Source organism: Stenotrophomonas sp. SBJS02 (assembly GCF_020428325.2).
GTDB classification, from domain to species: Bacteria; Pseudomonadota; Gammaproteobacteria; order Xanthomonadales; family Xanthomonadaceae; genus Stenotrophomonas; species Stenotrophomonas africana.
In genome coordinates this window covers 592,320-611,052 of record NZ_CP109812.1, presented here as the reverse complement: position 1 = coordinate 611,052, position 18,733 = coordinate 592,320, and the positions used below count along the sequence as shown (strand labels likewise).

Below are 18,733 nucleotides of genomic sequence, written 5' to 3'. Positions count from 1 at the left end.
TTCAGGCCGCGGTGCCGATGCGCTGCAGACGGTAGCTGCCGTCGAGCACGCCGTTGACCCATTCCTGGTTGTCCAGGTACCAGTCAACGGTGAAGGTGATGCCCTGCTCGAAGGTGTAGGCCGGTTCCCAGCCCAGGTCGTTCTTCAGCTTGGAGGCATCGATCGCGTAACGGCGGTCATGGCCCGGGCGGTCGGTGACGTAGGTGATCTGGCTGCTGCGCGGCTGGCCGTCCGCGCGCGGGCGGCGTTGGTCCAGCAGTGCGCAGATGGCCTGCACCACTTCGATGTTCTGCTTTTCCGAATTGCCGCCGACGTTGTAGGTCTCGCCGACCTGGCCCTTGGCCAGCACGGTGCGGATCGCTTCGCAGTGGTCGGACACGAACAGCCAGTCGCGCACCTGCTTGCCATCGCCGTACACCGGCAGCGGCTCGCCGGCCAGCGCCTTGGCGATCACCAGCGGGATCAGCTTCTCGGGGAAATGATACGGGCCGTAGTTGTTGGAGCAGTTGGTGGTCAGCACCGGCAGCCCGTAGGTGTGGTGGAAGGCACGGACCAGATGGTCCGAAGCGGCCTTCGACGCCGAATATGGGGAATTCGGAGCATACGGCGTGGTTTCGCTGAACTTGCCGGTCTCACCCAGGGTGCCGTACACCTCGTCGGTGGACACGTGCAGGAAGCGGAAGGCCGCGCCCTGTTCGGCCGGCAGCGCCTTCCAGTAGTCGCGCACCGCTTCCAGCAGGCCCAGGGTGCCCACCACGTTGGTCTGGATGAAGGCGCCCGGGCCGTCGATGGAGCGATCCACGTGGCTCTCGGCGGCAAAGTTGAGCACGGCGTCCGGCCGGTGCTCGGCCAGCAGGCGGGTGACGAGCGCCTGGTCGCCGATGTCCCCTTGCACGAACACATGATTCGGGTTGCCGTCCAGGCTGGACAGGGTCTTCAGGTTGCCGGCGTAGGTCAGCGCATCGAGGTTGATGACCTTGACGCCGCGCGCGACGGCCTCGAGAACGAAGTTACCGCCAATGAATCCGGCGCCGCCGGTGACAAGCCATGTGGGCACTACCTGTTCTCCTGATCGAAATTCATCCAAGGAGCGCCCATGAGCGCCCCGACACAGCGGCACAGGATACATGCCGATGGCCTTCACGACTGCCTGCGTGACGTGAACGGAACACCGGAACGGGTATGTTTTTGCCGCGCCGCAGCATAACCATACGCATTCGCATGGTGCCTTCAAGCCGGCTAGAATCGGGATCCCACCCCCGAACCGGTTGCTGTTCCAGAACCGGGCGTTCTCCGCAACTGTGAGCCGGCCGGTGGCCGGCACTACAAGGATCGAGCAGCAGATGAAAATCCTCGTCGCGTACAAGCGCGTGGTGGACTACAACGTCCGCATTCAGGTCAAGCCGGACGGTTCCGGCGTGGTCACCGACGGCGTCAAGCTGTCGCCCAACCCTTTCGATGAAATCGCGCTGGAAGAAGCCCTGCGCCTGCGCGACAAGGGCATCGCCAGCGAAGTGGTGGTCGCCACCATCGCCCCGGCCGATGCCCAGGCGCACCTGCGCAACGGCCTTGCCATGGGCGCCAACCGTGCCATCCACGTCGTCACCGACCAGGCCATCCAGCCGCTGACCGCGTCGCGCACCCTGCTCAAGCTGATCGAGAAGGAACAGCCGGATCTGGTGATCCTCGGCAAGCAGGCCATTGACGACGACGCCAACCAGACCGGCCAGATGCTGGCCACGCTGTGGGGCCGCCCGCAGGCCACCTTTGCCAGCAAGCTCGAGATTGCCGACGGCAAGGCCACCGTGACCCGCGAAGTCGACGCCGGCCTGGAAACGCTGGAAGTGGACCTGCCGGCGGTGGTCACCACCGACCTGCGCCTGAACGAACCGCGCTTCATCAAGCTGCCGGACATCATGAAGGCCAAGGCCAAGCCGCTGGAAACCCTGCAGCTGGCCGATCTCGGTGTTGACGCCGCCGACACCTTCAAGACCACCCACTACGCCGCGCCGTCCAAGCGCAGCAAGGGCGTGATGGTCAAGGACGCGGCCGAACTGGTTGCCGCACTCAAGCAGAAGGGGCTGCTGTAATGAGCAAGATTCTCGTCATCGCCGAACACCACGACGGCAAGCTCAACGCCGCCACCGCCAAGACCGTCAGCGCCGCCGCCGCCATCAGCGGTGCCAGCATCGATGTGGTGGTGCTGGCCGCCGACCCGGCCGGCGTTGCCGCCGAAGCCGCGAAGATCGCCGGCGTCGCCAAGGTCCTGACCGTGGCCAATGCCGCCAACGCGCAGGCCATCGCCCAGGTACTGGCACCGCAGATCGCGCAGCTGGCCAAGGGCTACAGCCACGTGTTCGGCCCGTCGACCACCTTCGGCAAGGACCTGATGCCGTGCGTGGCCGCCCTGCTCGGCGTCAACCAGGTCTCCGATCTGATGAGCGTCGAAGGCAGCCACACCTTCAAGCGCCCGATCTACGCCGGCAACGCGATCATCACCGTCGAAGCCCCGGCCGACCAGATCGTGGTCGCGACCGTGCGTGCCGCGTCGTGGCCGGAAGCGGCCCAGGGCGGCAGCGCGGCCATCGAAGCGGCCAGCGTCGATGCTGCCCTGCCGACCCACACCCGCTTCGTCGGCCTGGCCGCCGGTGCCAGCGACCGCCCTGACCTGCAGAGCGCCAAGCGCGTGGTCTCCGGCGGCCGTGGTGTCGGTTCGGAAGAGAACTTCAAGGTGATCTTCCAGCTGGCCGACAAGCTCGGTGCCGCCGTCGGTGCCTCGCGTGCCGCGGTCGATGCCGGCTACGTGCCCAGCGACCTGCAGGTCGGCCAGACCGGCAAGATCATCGCGCCGGAACTGTATGTGGCCGTTGGCATCAGTGGTGCGATCCAGCACCTGACCGGCATCAAGGATGCCGGCACGATCGTGGCGATCAACAAGGATGCGGATTCGCCGATCTTTGAAATTGCCGATATCGGCCTGGTCGGGGATCTGTTTGCGATCCTGCCGGAGCTGGAAAAGGCGCTGTAATTCGAAGTACGGCCTTACAGCAACACGGGTCGGAATCAGTCGATTCCGACCCTTTTCGGTACGCGGACATCTTTCGGTGCGCGGACATCGAGCCCGGCCCACGACCTGCAGGCCATCGCCGTTTACGCGGGCCCGAGTGGATCACCCGTTGCAAGCCCATGCATCGGCTTGTTGGAGAAGCCGAGAGGATCAACGTTGCCGGCAACGTGCACGGCGCCGACAGGCGCAATGGTAGGATCGCGCCCCGTCCGGCCGCGACGTTCCTGCCGACGCTGCAGAAGGTGCCGCTCCCGTGTCCGAAAGCCTTTCCACCACCGCCCCCCCGATCCGCCGCGGACGGGCTTTGGTCTGGCTGACCCTGATTGCCAGCGTCTACCTGCTGGGCTTGTGGTATGTCGATCGTGACAAGCAGATCCTGACCCGCCTGCAGGCGCTTGCGTTGCCGCTGGCGGGCTGTGCTGTCCTGGTCCTGGCCAGCTATGGGGTGCGCTACCTGCGGTGGCGCATGCTGCTGAGCGCACAGCGCCAGCGCACGGGCTGGGGAGCCGGCATCCTCGCTTATCTCGCAGGGTTCGCCTTCACGGCCTCTCCCGGAAAGGCTGGCGAGCTTCTGCGCATTCGCTACTTCTCCCGCCTTGGGGTTCCCGCGCAAGTCACGCTGACCACCTTCATCTACGAACGCGCGCTGGATCTGCTGGTGATAACCGGATTGAGCCTTGCAGCGGCCCACCTGGTTCCACTTTTCGGTGTGCTCGCCAGCATCGTGCTGTGCCTGGTCGTGGCCCTTTGCCTGCTTGCCTGTGCGCCCCGGCTGCAGCGCCTGGCCAGCGCGTTTGTCAACCGTCTTCCCGGCCAGCCCCTGCGCCGCCTTGCGCGCTTCCTGATGGGTGGCGCCATCTCCTTGCGCCCGCTGTTGCGCCCGGGACTGACGGTGGCGAGTACCGTCTGCGGGGCACTGGCATGGTTGCTCACAGCGGCAGCTTTCGCCTGGCTGTGCAATGCACTGGACATCGTCCTGCCTTGGCAGTACGCCATGGCCATCTACCCCTTGGCGATGCTGATTGGCGCTCTTTCCTTCGTTCCCGGGGGCGTCGGCACCACCGAGGCAGCGATTGTCCTGATGCTGGCGGCATCGGGTGCGGAGCCGGACGCCGCCCTGGCCGCCGCCATTGGTATCCGCTTGGCCAGCCTGTGGTTGGCAGTGGCCGTCGGCATGATTGCCGCGGCCGTACTGGAGACGCGCGGCCCCGGCGCTCCTGGATAGGCAACCCGCTCTGTATGCGGTGCTGATCGAGCTATAATCGAGGAGTTGCGACGCAATTGGCCGCATTCTGTGCACCCAAGGAGCTGGAGTGACCGCATCCGTTTCAGCCTTCATTTCCGTGGTTTACGTGATGCGGAACCATGGCGCGCACCTGGCACCACTGCTGTCGGAAACCGTTGGCCGCTTGGGTGCACTGGCCACCGACTATGAGCTCGTCGTGGTGGACAACGGTTCCACCGATGAGAGCGTTGCTCGACTGCGAGAGCTCACCGGCGAAGGCGGCCTGCCAAATCTACAGGTCTATGCGTTGACCCAGACCGTTGCCTGGGAAACAGCCGCCTGGGCAGGGGTCGAAAGTGCGCTCGGCGATTTCATCGTCGTTCTGGACCCCCTGACAGATGATCTTTCAGTCCTCCCGCAGTTGCTGGAGACGGCGGTCACAGGCACGGACGTAGTGTTCGCCAACAACCAGGCCCGTCCGCGCCTTGGCGTTGCGTACCGGCTGGCCAGTGCTGCATTCAACCACGCCTTCCGCTGGCTCAATGGCGTTGACCCGGGAACGGAAGCTCCGCAGTACAGGGTGATGAGCAGGACAGTGGTCAACTACATCCTGCAGCATCCCCGTCCGGCCGCAATCTATCGCCTGCTTCCCGTCACCGCGGGCTTTACACGGGCCAACGTGACGTACCGGTACGAACCGAGGGCATCCCCGGAGAAGAAACTCGGGCAGAGCATCGACCGGGGCATGCGCCTGCTGGTATCGAGCACCCGGCTGCCCATACGACTGGTGACCATGCTGTCCACCTTCGGCGCACTGGCCAATCTTCTCTACTCCTTCTATGTCCTGGCCATCGCCGTTTTCAAGGCGGACGTTGCGCCAGGCTGGGTCAGCCTTTCGCTGCAGCAATCCGGGATGTTCCTGCTGATCTCCCTTGTCCTGCTGGTACTGGGCGAGTACATCCTGCACATGGCCGCTCTCAGCAACGAGGGCCCATCCTTCCACGTTGCCCAGGAGTTCAACAGCGCCCGCCTCGAACGCCTCGAACGCGTCAACGTGGAACGTACGGCCGGGCCGTCCGGGCGTGCTTGAGCACATGCCACTGGATGCCGATGCGATCATCATCGGCGGTGGCTTCTATGGGGCCATGGTCGCCTGCTATCTCGCCAGCGAGAGGGGACTTGCCAGCGTCATCCTGATTGAACGCGAACCCCGCCTGATGCAACGCGCTTCGTTCGCGAACCAGGCTCGCGTGCACAACGGCTACCACTATCCCCGCAGCTTCACCACAGCCTATCGCAGCAGAGTGAACCTGCCCCGTTTCATGCAGGAATGGGACTCGGCGGTGCGTTCCGATTTCCTGAAGATCTACGCGATTGCGCGCCGCAACTCAAAGGTCACTGCTACCCAGTTCGTCCGCTTCTGCGAGACGATCGATGCCCCGCTGACACCAGCACCCGCTTCGGTGGCATCGTTGTTCAACCCGAACCTGATCGAACAGGCGTTCGTCGCGAAGGAGTACGGATTCGACTCCGAACGGATGCGCCAGATGCTTGTAGCCAGGCTGTCAGCTGCGGGCGTGCATGTAGTCTTGCAGCAGGAGGCGACTGCCGTGCAAAAGGAGGGCGACGCGGTGCGCGTATGCCTGCGCAGCATTGACGGAAGCGCTACAACCTCCCTCGTGGCCCAGCAGGTATTCAACTGCACGTACGCCGGGCTGAACCTGATCGACGGCCCGCACGGCCGCAGTCATGCCCGCCTCAAGCACGAGATCACCGAAATGGCGTTGATCCAGCTTCCTCCTGCCCTGGAAGGCATGGGCATCACCGTCATGGACGGGCCCTTCTTCTCCGTCATGCCCTTCCCCACGCGCCAGTCGAGCACGCTTTCCCATGTGCGCTACACGCCCCATACGGCATGGACCGACACGCCGGAGCGCAATCCCTACACCGAGCTGGAAGCCCATGCCCGTTCAAGCCGGATTGATCGCATGCTGCGGGACGCTGCCCGCTACCTCCCCAGCATTTGCAAGGCCAGCTACCAGCAGTCGCTGTTCGAAGTTAAAACGGTCCTGATGAAGAACGAGGGCGATGATGGCCGCCCCATCCTGTTCGAGTCGTATCCCGAACTGCCCGGGTACGCGACAATACTGGGCGGGAAGCTTGACAACATTTACGACGTACTCGGTCATCTGGATACCCTCACCTTCCGGCGTTGCCCTTAGCGCAGGACACGGGATCCGCGGCCGTCCGTACCGCTTCGCCACAATCCTCTCGCACTACCGTCCGGGCTGCCGGGCACCAGGAGCACTCCATGCCTCATGCGCTCATCGGACATACCGGCTTCGTGGGTTCCACCCTGAAGCGCCAGACCCGGTTCGATCATCTGTTCAACAGGAGCAACATCGGGGATGTTGCCGCGCAGGCCTACGAAACAGTGGTCTGTTCGGCTGCGCCGGCGCAGAAATGGATCGCCAACCGTGAGCCCGAAGCCGACAGGGAGAACATCCAGGCGCTGATCAGGACACTGGATTCGATCAGGTGTGACCACCTCGTCCTGATCAGCACGGTGGACGTATTTGCGAACCCGGTCGACGTCGATGAATCGACGCCGGTCGTGACGACCGGACTACATCCATATGGCCTGCATCGGCGCCAACTTGAAGAATTCGTCGAATCCCGGTTCAGGTCGCGGACAATCATTCGCCTTCCCGGCCTGGTCGGCCCCGGCCTCCGAAAGAACGTCATTTTCGATCTGCACAACAACAACAACGTGCACGCCATCGACAGCCGGGCCCGGTTCCAGTTCTATCCTATGGTGAACCTCAATGCGGACATCCAGGTTGCCCGGCAGCAAGGCATCGAGCTGCTACACCTTACCGCTTTCCCCCTGAGCGTCGGCGAAGTGGCTCGGGAAGGCTTCGGGCTGGAGTTCGACAATCAAGTCTCCAGCGTGCCAGCCCGTTACAACATGCTCAGTCGCTACGCCGCCGCTTCCCAGGGGAATGCAGGCTACCAGTATGACCGGGCAGCCACGCTCACCGCCATCCGCGCGTACCATCAGACCGAGCCAGCGCATTCAGTGGCGACGCGATGAGCATCTCGATCTCCAACATCGCCTGGAACCCGGACGAGGACGACGCCGTTGCGCAGCTCCTTGGCGATCTGGGTGTGCGCAACATCGACGTGGCTCCCAGCAAGTACTTCCCGGTGCCTGCAGAAGCCAGCGATGCGGCGATCTCCAGGGTCCGCGGCTCATGGGAAGCGCTCGGCATTCGCATCATCGGCATGCAGTCACTGCTGTTCGGAACGGAAGGCCTGAATGTCTTTGCTTCGGCCGATGTCCAGCTGCGCATGCTTGAACATCTTCGCCACGTGTTCCGTATCGGTTCCGGCCTGGGCGCGACGCGTGCGGTGTTCGGCTCACCACGGAACCGTGACCGGGGCTCGATGCCGCTGCGCCAGGCCAATGAAGCCGGCGCGGAGTTCTTCCATCGCCTGGGTGAAGCCGCCCGCCCGGAAGGCATCACGCTCTGCCTTGAACCCAACCCGGAATGCTACGGCGCGAACTTCATGACGCACACGGAGGCGACCGCCGAAGTCGTGCGCATGACAGGGCACGCGCACATCAGGATGCAGTTCGATACCGGTTCGATCTTCATCAACAGCGAAGACCCCGCCGAACTTCTGGCGCGGCACGCCGACATCGTCGGGCATGTACACCTGAGCGAGCCCAGCCTGGCCCCCTTGGGAACGCGCGGCACCGATCATGCCTCGACGGCCGCCGCCCTGAACCAGTACATGCACGATGCGCCGCTGACAATCGAGATGCTTCGGCCGGCGGATGGAGTAGCGGCACTGAAGTCTCCGCTGCAGTTCGTGCTCGACCACTATCGCGCCCCGTCCTCTGGAGCATCGCCATGAACAAATGGTTGATCCTTTTCGTCGGCATCCTGTGCAACGCGGGAGCCAGCGCGCTCATCAAGGTCGCAGTCAGCGCACCAAGAGAGTTCCCTTCGCTTGCCGATCCAATCGCCGCCTTGCGGAACTGGCCATTCTGGGTAGGCCTCGCGCTGTATGGCGGCGCATTCATGCTGTACTCCATGTCGCTGGCACGCCTCCCTCTCAATGTCGCCCATCCAATCTCCACGGCGGGTGCCATTGCGCTGGTGGCCTGTATGTCGGTGTTCGCCTTCCGCGAAACGATGCCCTGGACAACGATGGCGGGCATTGCATTGATACTCTCCGGCGTTGTCCTGATCACCGTTCACGCCCCCTGACAGATCTACAGTGACTTCCGCAATGACCACTTCCATCCCTCCCAAAGATCTGGCCAGGCGCGACGTACATCGCCAGGTGCCCGCGTTTACGGAGATGCGGTTTCGCGACAAGCGCCACGATCATGCTGTCGTAATTCCGGTGATCAACGAAGGCGAACGCATCCGCGCGCTGCTGTCACGCATGGATGACATCGGCATTGCCGATATTGCCGACGTCATCGTCGTCGATGGCGGAAGCACCGATGGATCGCTGGCCGAGCAGCTGCTACGCGATCACCGCGTCGCGGCACTGCTGGTCAAGACCGGGGCAGGCAGGCTCAGCGCCCAACTGCGCTGTGCCTACGCATTCTGCCTCGACGGCGGATACCAAGGCATCGTCACCATTGATGGCAACAACAAGGATGACCCTGCCCCCATCGCATCTTTCATTGATGCGATGAAGCGGGGAGTCGACTTCGTGCAGGCATCGCGCTTCATCGCTGGCGGAGTTGCCGTGAATACTCCAGCTGCTCGTCATGCGGCCATCCGCATGCTGCATGCACCGTTGCTGAGTCTTTTCTCCGGCTTCAAATGGACGGATACGACGCAGGGCTTTCGTGCCTACAGCAGGGCATTGCTCACCGATCCACGCATCGATGTGTTCCGCGACGTTTTCCAGGGTTACGAGCTGTTGGCCTATCTCTCGTACCGCGCACCGCGCCTTGGCTTCCGTTGCCAGGAGCTGCCCACGGCACGCCGCTATCCGGAAGGAGAGGTCCCGACCAAGATCAGCAGCGTCAGGGGCAACCTGCAGATTCTGCGTGTGTTGCTTGCCGCGATCGCCGGCCGCTACAACCCAACCAACGGGCGCCAACCATGATGATTCGTGCACTCCGTAGCCGTTTCACCGATCCCGCGGCCACTGCGGCGTGGGTGGTCTTTGCCATATCGATGGCAGCGCTGGCGGCCTACCAGCTCAGGCTGCTCAACTTCAGCGAATTTGCCGACGAGACCGAAACCATCGTTGCCGCAAGGATGATGATTGCGGGCAGCAGCCTCTATCGGGAGATTTTCAACCATCATGGCCCGCTTACGTTCCTGCCGGGCATGTTGGTCGAGTTGATGGGTGGGCACTCCATAGCCGCGCATCGCGCGCTGATTGCTGTGTTGCAGCTGGTCTCCCTCGCCGCATTGCTATTCTCTCCATTGATCCGGAACAAGCATGCAATCGTGCGTGTGACCTACACGCTGCTGATTGCCACCATCTATGCGGGGATATTGCCGGCCGGGCTCGGGCACACTTATTCCTATCAGGTACTCTGTGGAATCATGCTCAGCGTGGCGTTCTCGACCTGGTTGCTCCCGCAGTTGGCAGGAGAACCTCGTGTCGGCACGGCCAGGACCGTTGTCGGAAGTGCGCTGGTCGCTTCGATCCCGTTTCTTGCGATCACATACATTCCAGCCGCGATGGCATTCCTTGTCGCATCCGTGCAGAAGGACAACTGGAGCAAGGTACTTTGCGGGACCGTCGCAGCCATCGCGTTCAACTTCGTGCTCCTCGTGTGGACAGGTTCTGTCAAGGGATACCTTGCCTTCCACATCTACCTGAATGCCGTACTCCTTCCACAGTACAACGAGGGACATGGCCTGCTGAAGCTGATTGGAAACGCCTTCCACGCGGCAACATCAGACCTGGGGGGATTGCTCCTGCTGGGTCTCATCGTGACCGCCCTTGCGGCTGTTGCGCGCAGACGCCCAGCACTTCCCTGGCGTGAGATCCTGATCGCACTGGGAGTGGGCTCGATGCTCATTCGCGGCCTTTACATCCATGGCCTCAGCTATATCTACGTCGCACTCACCATGCCGCTGCTGCTCCTGCACCTGCTCCCGGCGGGGCTCCCCCGTCAGCGCGGTCTGCTGCTCGTACTGTGCTGCATCCTGATGGCTCGACTGATTGTCGGCGGCGCCAAGGAAGACCAGTTGCTGGCCGATCGCAGAATTCCGGAAACAACCGAGTTTGCGCAGCTCGCGCAGAAACTCACCGACCCGGGCGACAGGATCCTGGCCTATTCCTTCCAGAACTACCAGTACCTGGCCGCAGGACGGCTCCCTGCCTCCGGCTATTATTTCTATCTTCCGTGGCAGCGGCAGTACCTCGACCATCCGGTGCTCGGAATACGCATCGATCCGTGCATGGACATTGAAAAGACCCGGCCCAAGCTTGTCATGCTGGATGAGTGGAAGGTATGGGAAAAGTACGACTGGGCAAGCTACGGCGGCTGCGTCATTGACGCGATGGCACGCGATTACATTCGCCTGCCTCACACGCAGTACTACGTCCGCAAGGACGTAGCGGCGGGCATCGGAGTTCTTGCCCAGGCAGACGACAACCTCTCCGTGAGCCCGCCTGTTTCCAAGGGGGACCGCTTTGTCATCACCCGTACCCCGGACAACACCCACGAGACGCCCCGACGGATTGGCCTGCGACTGGCAACCTACGCACGCAGCAACCCCGGGGTGGCCGTACTGACAACCTCGCTTGCGGACGGGACCCCATCCGTCCTGGCCACGCTGGCCCTGCCAAGCATCGAAGACAACGCCTATACCTACATGGAGGTGCCCCCTGGTACAACGGGGCCGCTGTCCTTCGAGATAACGGAGGGCGGCGGCATCAGCTTCTGGGAGGCACGAAAGCCAGATGGGACGACCCAACCCTGCATCATCGTCGAATACCCATCGACGGCCCCCGGGCGTACCCCGGGCTGCCCCCTCGATCTCAAGCGCCTTCTGACGGATGTGAAGCCATAAGCGACAAGTCGGGCCAGGGGCAACGGCTACGCCCCATTCGCGGAGCGCCTCTGGACCGGGGCTGCGGGCGGAACCCGGCAGGACTTCCCGGGCGACCCGCTATAATCGCCGATCTGACGAGAACTGAAGCTTGCCGCTATGCACACTCCTCGATTCGCTGAAGCGGAAACATGCAGAACGTGACCACATCCCGCGCCCTCTGCGTCGACCTCGACGGTACCCTGCTCCGCTCGGACATCCTGTACGAATCGTTGTTGGCGCTGCTCGCCCACAACCCGCTTTACCTGTTCATGATTCCGTTCTGGCTGGTGCGCGGCAAGGCCTACGTGAAGCGCCAACTGGCATCGCGGGTGCAGCTGCCGGCCGAGACGCTGCCCTACGACGAGCGCGTACTGGAGATCCTGCGCACCAGCACGCAGCGCCCACGCGTGCTGTGTACCGCCTCGGACCGACTGCTGGTGCAACCCATCGCCGATCACTTGGGGTTGTTCGAGGAGGTCATGGCCAGTGACGGCCATACCAATCTTTCCGGCAACAACAAGGGCCATGCGCTCGCGGCGCGCTTTGGGGAGCGCGGCTTCGACTACATGGGCAACGGCCGGGTCGATCTCAAGGTCTGGGCACACGCCGGTGGTGCGATCGTGGTCAACAACGACGCGTCTCTGGCCCGCGATGCGGCCCGCCAGACCGAGGTCCTGGCCCATCTTCCCGCGCAGAACGGCAACCTGCTGACCTGGATCAAGGCCCTGCGTGTCTACCAGTGGCTGAAGAACCTGCTGGTACTGGTGCCGCTGCTGACCGCACACCGCTTCCTGGATCCGGCCTCCATCGCCGATGCTGGCGTGGCATTCCTGGCCTTTGGCCTGTGTGCGTCCGGTGTCTACCTGCTCAACGACCTGCTCGACCTCACTCCGGACCGCATGCATCCGCGCAAGCGCAAGCGTCCGTTCGCGGCAGGTACGCTGCCGTTGCTGCATGGGCTACTGCTGGCACCCCTGATCACGCTGGCGGGCTTCGCGCTGGCCTTCGTGTGCAGTGCAGAGTTCGCGCTGGTGCTGCTCTGCTACTACGTGATGACCCTGAGCTATTCACTGAAGCTCAAGCGCATCGTGATGATCGATGTGGTGATGCTGGCCGCGCTTTATACCGTGCGCATCATCGGCGGCGCGGTGGCGATCGGTTCGGAACTCTCGTTCTGGCTGCTGGCGTTCTCGATGTTCGTGTTCCTCAGCCTGGCCATGCTCAAGCGCTATACCGAACTGGCGTCGGCACTGGCCAATGGCAAGGAAATGGCCATCGGCCGTGGCTACTCGGTGGCCGATCTGCCACTGGTGCAGTCGCTGGGCGCGGCTGCGGGTTACATCGGCGTGCTGGTGTTCGCGCTTTACATCAACAGCCCAGAGAGCCTCGAGCTCTACAGCAATCCCAAGCTGCTGTGGCTGCTGTGCCCGATCCTGCTGTACTGGATCAGCCGCATGTGGATCGTCTCCCACCGTGGCGACATGCATGACGATCCGATCGTATTCGCGGCGATGGACCGCGGCAGCCAGATCGTCATCGCGTTGTGCGTGCTGATCGTACTGACCGCGATATGACCCTAGTGAGCGGCTCATCCTGGGGACGCTACCCGCGCGTGCAACAGCGCGTCGTCCCCGTGCTTGATCGCGAGGATGGCCTGGCGCTACCTGGCGACGGCGGCAGCGTGTTGCCGCATGGCAACGGCCGCAGTTACGGTGACAGCTGCCTGAATCCAGATGGCACCCTGCTAACCAGCCGTTCCCTGGACCGCTTCATCGCCTTCGACCCGGCAACCGGCGTCGTGCGCTGCGAGGCCGGGGCCACGCTGGCCGACATCATCGACATCGCCCTGCCCACTGGCTGGTTCCTGCCGGTCACGCCGGGCACCCGTTACGCCACCGTGGGTGGTGCCATTGGCAACGATGTACATGGCAAGAACCATCACCGCGCCGGTACGTTCGGCCATCATGTCCGCCGGCTGCAGCTGCTGCGCAGTGACGGCACGCGACTGGAGCTGGCACCTGGCGATGCCAGCGGACTGTTCGAAGCGACCATGGGCGGCCTCGGCCTGACCGGCTTCATCACCTGGGCCGAATTGCAGTTGCGGCGTGTTCCTGGCCCGTGGATCGAAACCGAATCGATCCGCTTCGACAATCTCGATGAATTCTTCAGTCTGTCGCGGGAATCGGCTGACGCTTTCGAGTACACCGTGGCCTGGATCGACTGTCTGGCCAGTGGCAAGCACTTGGGACGCGGGCATTTCCTGCGCGGCGACCATGCACCGGGCAACCCGCAGGCAGCCACGCCCAGCTCGGCCCCGCGCCGCAGCATGCCGATGGTGCCGCCGGTGTCGCTGGTCAACCGGCTGACCCTGCGACCGTTCAACACGCTCTACTACTGGCGGCAGCCGGCGCGACGCGCCCGTCATGTCTCGCACTACCAGAGCTACTTCTACCCGCTGGACGGCATCAACCACTGGAACCGCATGTATGGTCCGCGCGGCTTTCTGCAACACCAGTGCGTGCTGCCGCCAGAGACGGCCCGCGACGCGACTGCGGCCCTGCTGGCCGAGATCGCCCGCAGCGGCCGCGGCTCGTTCCTGGCCGTGCTGAAGGAATTCGGCAGCCGTCCCTCGCCGGGCATGCTGTCCTTTCCCCGCCCAGGCACGACGTTGGCACTGGACTTCCCCAATGACGGCCCGGAGCTGCTGAAGATGCTCGACCGCCTTGACCGCATCGTCAGCGAGGCTGGCGGCGCCGTCTATCCGGCCAAGGATGCGCGCATGTCCGGCGCGCTGTTCCGCCAGGCCTACCCGGCCTGGGAGGCCTTCTCCCGCTACATCGACCCCCGATTCTCATCCGGCTTCTGGCGCCGGGTGATGGAGTAAGCATGCAGAAGATCCTGATCATCGGCGCCACCTCGGCGATTGCAGAAGCCGTCGCCCGCCTGTATGCCGCCCGCGCGGCTGCGATCTATCTGGTGGGTCGCAACGCCGGCCGATTGGACACCATCGCCGCCGATCTGCGGGTGCGCGGCGCACAGCGCGCCGAGTACGGCGTGCTCGACGTCAACGATGTGGCCGCCCACGGTGCACTGCTTGATGCAGCCTGGAACACGCTGGGTGGTATCGACACCGTTCTCATTGCCCACGGCACCCTGCCCGACCAGGCTGCCTGCGATGCCTCGGTGGACCTGTCGCTGCGCGAGTTCGCCACCAACGGCACCTCCACCATCGCGTTGTCCGCGGCGCTTGCGCAGCGCCTGCAGACCGGCGCCACCCTGGCGGTCATTTCCTCGGTCGCCGGCGACCGTGGCCGCGCCAGCAACTACCTTTACGGCAGCGCCAAGGCTGCGGTCACCGCCTACCTGAGCGGCCTCGGCCAGCGCCTGCGTCCGGCCGGCGTCAACGTGCTGGTGATCAAGCCGGGCTTTGTCGACACCCCCATGACCGCCGCCTTCAAGAAGGGCGCCCTGTGGGCGACCCCGGACAAGGTCGCTGCGGGCATTGTGAAGGCCATCGGCAAGCGCAAGGCCGTGGCGTATCTGCCCGGCTTCTGGTGGGCGATCATGATGATCATCAAGAACATTCCCGAGTTCGTTTTCCGCAGGATCAAGCTCTGACATGGCAGACAAGAACGACAAGATCGTCCTGACCGGCGCTGCAGGCCTGGTGGGGCAGAACCTCATCGTCGAGATGAAGCAGCAGGGCTATACCCGGTTGGTGGCGATCGACAAGCACGCCCACAACCTGGAGATCCTGCGCGGCCTGCACCCCGACGTAGAGACGATCCTGGCCGACCTTGCGGAGCCTGGCGACTGGGCGCAGGCCTTCGAAGGCGCGCGCCTTGTCGTGCAGCTGCACGCGCAGATCACCGGCAAGACCACCGACCTGTTCGTGCGCAACAACCTGACCGCAACCGGCCACGTACTGGCTGCGTGCAAGGCCGCTGGCGTGCCCTACATGGTGCACATCAGCTCCTCGGTGGTGAACTCCGTCGCCAAGGACGACTACACCAACACCAAGCGCGAGCAGGAACAGATGGTGGTGGCCAGTGGCCAGCGCCACTGCGTGCTTCGCCCCACCCTGATGTTCGGCTGGTTCGATCCCAAGCACCTGGGCTGGCTGTCGCGCTTCATGGCGCGCACGCCGGTGTTCCCGATTCCGGGCGATGGTCGCTTCATGCGCCAGCCGCTGTACGAGCGCGACTTCTGCCGCTGCATCGCCAAGTGCATCGAGACCGAACCGGACGGCCAGGTGTTCGACATCGTGGGCGATACCCGCGTGGACTACGTTGACATCATCCGCACCATCAAGCGGGTCAAGAAGCTGCACACACTGATCGTGCACATCCCAATCGGCTTCTTTGCGTTCCTGCTGAAGATCTACAGCCTGTTCAGCAGCAAGCCGCCCTTTACCGCCGATCAGCTCAAGGCACTCAGTGCCGGTGACGACTTCAAGGGTGTCGATACCGAGGCGGTGTTCGGCGTGAAGCAGACCCCGTTCGAAGCCGCCATCCGCGAAAGCTATACCGACCCACGCTACAGCCATATCGTGCTGCAGCGCTGATCCGACAGAACAGACGAAGACTTCCCTCATGTCCAATTTCGCCATCATCGGCAGCGGTCCCATGGGCCTCATGGCAGCGCTGGAGCTGCTCAAGCAGGGCCACCAGGTCGACATCTACGAACGCGATGACCGCATCGGCGGCATGTCCGCGGATTTCGACTTCGACGGCCTGCGTATCGAGCGCTATTACCACTTCATCTGCAAGACAGACTACCCGTTGTTCAAGTTGCTCGACGAGATGAAGTTGTCTGATCGCCTGCATTGGACAGACACCAAGATGGGCTATTACTACGAAGGCAAGCTGCACAAGTGGGGCACGCCGTTCGCGCTGCTCGGCTTCCCGCATCTGGGTCTTGTCGACAAGGTGCGTTACGCCCTGCATGTGATGCACACCAAGGGCATCCGGGACTGGACCGCCCTGGACAAGGAGAATGCCCGCGACTGGATCACCCGCTGGATCGGCCCGAAGGCCTATAAGGTCATGTGGGAGAAAGCGTTCGCCCTGAAGTTCTTCGAATACCAGAACGACCTGTCGGCATCGTGGATCGGCACCCGCATCAAACGCGTGGCGCTGTCGCGGCGCAACCTGTTCAACGAGAGCATGGGCTATCTGGAGGGCGGATCGGCGGTGCTGCTTGAAAAGATGGCCGCGGAGGTACAACGCCGTGGCGGTCGAATCCTGCTGTCACAGCCGATCGAGGAAGTGACGGCGGTCGATGGCAAGGTCACCGGCATCCGCACCGCCAGCGCACACCAGGCGTATGACGCGGTTGTTTCGACCGCACCCATCCAATACGTGCCGAAGATGGTACCGGCACTGCCGAAGGCCTTCGCCGAGCAGGTCGATGCCATCGAGAACATCCCGGTGGCCTGCGTGATCCTGAAGCTGTCGCAGCCGGTCAGCGAGAACTTCTGGATGAACATCAGTGATGACCGCATCACCATCCCGGGCCTGATCGAGTACAGCAACCTCAATCCGGGCAAGGGTCCGGGCGAGCACATCGTGTACGCGCCGTACTACATGCCCAAGACCCACCCGAAGTGGCAGTGGAGCAACCAGCAGCTGATCGACGAAGTGATCAGCTACCTGCCGATGATCAATCCGGCGTTCAAGCCCGAGTGGATCAAGGCCACGCACTGCCACCGCTACGAGTACGCGCAGACCATCTGCCCGCCGGGATTCCAGGACATGCTGCCGCCGATGAAGACGCCGCTGCAGGGCTTCTACATGGCCGACACCGCGTACTACTACCCGGAAGACCGCTCGATCAACGAGAGCATTGCGGTGGGGCAGACGCTGGCCGAGCTTGCCTCCCGAACCCTGGTCAAGCAGTGAAGATGCCTGCCCTGTCTCGGCAGTTCATCCTGTTCCTGGTTGCAGGCGGCCTCGCGGCTGCCGTCAACTTCGGCTCACGTATTGTCATCAGCCAGTGGTTGCACTACGTGCCTGCCATTGTGATCGCCTATTGCCTGGGCATGATCACCGCATTCACGCTGAACAAGTTGTTCGTGTTCGGCCAAGCCAGCAACCGGCTGCATCACCAGATGCTCTGGTTCGTCGTGATCAATCTGGCGGCAGTCGCGCAGACCGTGGCGATCAGTCTTCTGCTCGCACGCTGGTTGCTGCCAGCACTGGGCGTGGATTTCCACAACGAAACGATTGCCCATGCCATCGGCGTCGCTGTTCCCGTAATCACCAGCTACATCGGTCACAAACGATTCTCTTTCCGCTCATGACTGCCACCTCCGCATGTTCTGCCTGGCTGGCCCTGATCGCAGCAGTATTCGCCGCACAACCGACCCATGCGGCAACGACGTCTGCCCCCGCAGAGGATCAGCGCTGCATCGCGAGGCTTGTAGCGGACCTCGACAGAACATGGCCGGACAACGCTACGATCAACATTGTTGCATTTGGTCACAGCGTTCCCGCAGGCTACGCCGCCACGCCCGTGGTAGATAAGCGTAATGCCTATCCCCGACTGCTGGAGGACGCTCTGCTGGATCGTCATCCGCACGCAGTGCTGAATGTGATTACGTCGGCGGTAGGGGGTGAGAACTCAGACCAGGGTAGTGCGCGCTTCAGCCGAGATGTGCTCGATCATCATCCCCGGATGGTCCTGATTGATTTCGGACTGAATGATCGGAGTCTTTCCTTGGCGAAATCAATGTCCAACCTAGAGGGCATGATATCCAAGGCCCGTGAGGCGGACATCTGCCCCGTGCTGCTCACGCCCACCTGGGACATGGCATCGAATCCTTCCGACCCGGCCGACGCTCTTGCCACCCAAGGCGAAATGATCCGCCAGCTTGGTGAACGCACTCACACCCCCGTCGTCGACAGCCTGGCTGCATTTGCGGCGTTCCGAGGCGATCGGGGGCAACTGATGGCGCAGTCGAATCACCCCAATCGCAAAGGCCACGAACTGGTGCTTCAACAGCTGCTTCGGTTGTTCCAGCCTCATCAGAATGTGCCTGCACACGCAGACTGATCGTCGCCCGGCGCTGATCCTTCACGAGGAAGGTATCTTTGCCTGCAACCTGCGCAACGTGATCGTCGCACCCGCACATTGCACGTCGCCCTGCGGACCGCTCTGCAGCACGTGGATCTGAGCCTCCTCAGGCAGTCGACTGCCATCAATTGTCACCTCATACCCGGCATGTTCGAGGCCAGGCTGTTGGAAGTGTGCGCTGACGTCCGGACGAGGCACCTGGGAGGTCGCGACGCGGTAAGACACCGTGTCGCCACTTGTGATCAGCAGGAAGGTTCCATCGTTTGTCTTGCCTTGACGCCC

Annotated in this window: 18 protein-coding genes; 17 read left to right on the top strand and 1 reads right to left on the bottom strand. The window is 63.1% G+C overall.

The window, feature by feature from the left end; translation table 11 throughout:
- Position 1: 1 nt before the first annotated feature.
- A complete protein-coding gene (gene rfbB, locus FQS62_RS02810; protein WP_019660969.1) occupies positions 2-1,057 on the bottom strand; it encodes a dTDP-glucose 4,6-dehydratase in 1,056 nt (351 codons plus the stop codon).
- Positions 1,058-1,343: 286 nt separating this feature from the next.
- On the opposite strand from rfbB, the gene FQS62_RS02805 reads away from it, so the two are divergent.
- From FQS62_RS02805 to FQS62_RS02725, 17 genes are all read left to right on the top strand, one after another.
- Positions 1,344-2,090, top strand: coding sequence for an electron transfer flavoprotein subunit beta/FixA family protein (locus FQS62_RS02805; RefSeq protein WP_057500379.1), 747 nt, complete (start codon positions 1,344-1,346; stop codon positions 2,088-2,090).
- Positions 2,090-3,028 (top strand): electron transfer flavoprotein subunit alpha/FixB family protein, encoded by a 939-nt coding sequence (locus FQS62_RS02800; protein WP_208042920.1) that lies wholly within the window; start codon positions 2,090-2,092, stop codon positions 3,026-3,028. Before FQS62_RS02805 ends, FQS62_RS02800 begins: the two co-directional genes overlap by 1 nt.
- Positions 3,029-3,320: 292 nt before the next feature.
- A complete protein-coding gene (locus FQS62_RS02795; protein ID WP_154348471.1) occupies positions 3,321-4,292 on the top strand; it encodes a lysylphosphatidylglycerol synthase transmembrane domain-containing protein in 972 nt (323 codons plus the stop codon).
- Positions 4,293-4,380: 88 nt separating this feature from the next.
- Positions 4,381-5,382, top strand: coding sequence for a glycosyltransferase family 2 protein (locus tag FQS62_RS02790; RefSeq protein WP_208042921.1), 1,002 nt, complete (start codon positions 4,381-4,383; stop codon positions 5,380-5,382).
- A 4-nt stretch (positions 5,383-5,386) separates the two neighbouring features.
- Complete coding sequence (locus tag FQS62_RS02785; RefSeq protein WP_226053642.1) at positions 5,387-6,514, top strand: FAD-dependent oxidoreductase; 1,128 nt, start codon at positions 5,387-5,389, stop codon at positions 6,512-6,514.
- 89 nt (positions 6,515-6,603) lie between these two features.
- The gene (locus tag FQS62_RS02780; RefSeq protein WP_154348468.1) at positions 6,604-7,386 is read left to right on the top strand and encodes an NAD-dependent epimerase/dehydratase family protein; all 783 of its coding nucleotides are present in this window, start codon (positions 6,604-6,606) and stop codon (positions 7,384-7,386) included.
- Positions 7,383-8,213, top strand: coding sequence for a sugar phosphate isomerase/epimerase family protein (locus FQS62_RS02775; RefSeq protein WP_208042923.1), 831 nt, complete (start codon positions 7,383-7,385; stop codon positions 8,211-8,213). The genes FQS62_RS02780 and FQS62_RS02775 overlap by 4 nt, the downstream gene beginning before the upstream one ends.
- Positions 8,210-8,569, top strand: coding sequence for a DMT family transporter (locus FQS62_RS02770; RefSeq protein ID WP_154348466.1), 360 nt, complete (start codon positions 8,210-8,212; stop codon positions 8,567-8,569). Before FQS62_RS02775 ends, FQS62_RS02770 begins: the two co-directional genes overlap by 4 nt.
- 22 nt (positions 8,570-8,591) lie before the next feature.
- On the top strand, positions 8,592-9,428 hold the full coding sequence (locus tag FQS62_RS02765) for a glycosyltransferase family 2 protein (protein ID WP_208042924.1): 837 nt from the start codon (positions 8,592-8,594) through the stop codon (positions 9,426-9,428).
- On the top strand, positions 9,425-11,356 hold the full coding sequence (locus FQS62_RS02760; protein WP_208042925.1) for a hypothetical protein: 1,932 nt from the start codon (positions 9,425-9,427) through the stop codon (positions 11,354-11,356). The genes FQS62_RS02765 and FQS62_RS02760 overlap by 4 nt, the downstream gene beginning before the upstream one ends.
- A 170-nt stretch (positions 11,357-11,526) precedes the next feature.
- Positions 11,527-12,951: a UbiA family prenyltransferase gene (locus FQS62_RS02755; protein ID WP_154348463.1), complete on the top strand. Its 1,425-nt coding sequence runs from the start codon at positions 11,527-11,529 to the stop codon at positions 12,949-12,951.
- Positions 12,948-14,261: an FAD-binding oxidoreductase gene (locus FQS62_RS02750; RefSeq protein ID WP_208042926.1), complete on the top strand. Its 1,314-nt coding sequence runs from the start codon at positions 12,948-12,950 to the stop codon at positions 14,259-14,261. Before FQS62_RS02755 ends, FQS62_RS02750 begins: the two co-directional genes overlap by 4 nt.
- A gap of 2 nt (positions 14,262-14,263) precedes the next feature.
- Complete coding sequence (locus tag FQS62_RS02745; protein WP_208042927.1) at positions 14,264-14,995, top strand: SDR family oxidoreductase; 732 nt, start codon at positions 14,264-14,266, stop codon at positions 14,993-14,995.
- A 1-nt stretch (position 14,996) separates the two neighbouring features.
- Positions 14,997-15,941, top strand: a complete 945-nt coding sequence (locus FQS62_RS02740) for an NAD-dependent epimerase/dehydratase family protein (protein WP_208042928.1) — start codon at positions 14,997-14,999, stop codon at positions 15,939-15,941.
- 28 nt (positions 15,942-15,969) lie between these two features.
- Positions 15,970-17,277: an NAD(P)/FAD-dependent oxidoreductase gene (locus tag FQS62_RS02735; RefSeq protein WP_088480367.1), complete on the top strand. Its 1,308-nt coding sequence runs from the start codon at positions 15,970-15,972 to the stop codon at positions 17,275-17,277.
- Positions 17,278-17,279: 2 nt separating this feature from the next.
- Positions 17,280-17,678, top strand: coding sequence for a GtrA family protein (locus tag FQS62_RS02730; RefSeq protein ID WP_208042929.1), 399 nt, complete (start codon positions 17,280-17,282; stop codon positions 17,676-17,678).
- Positions 17,675-18,430 (top strand): SGNH/GDSL hydrolase family protein, encoded by a 756-nt coding sequence (locus tag FQS62_RS02725; protein WP_088480366.1) that lies wholly within the window; start codon positions 17,675-17,677, stop codon positions 18,428-18,430. The genes FQS62_RS02730 and FQS62_RS02725 overlap by 4 nt, the downstream gene beginning before the upstream one ends.
- The last annotated feature ends 303 nt before the right edge of the window (positions 18,431-18,733 follow it).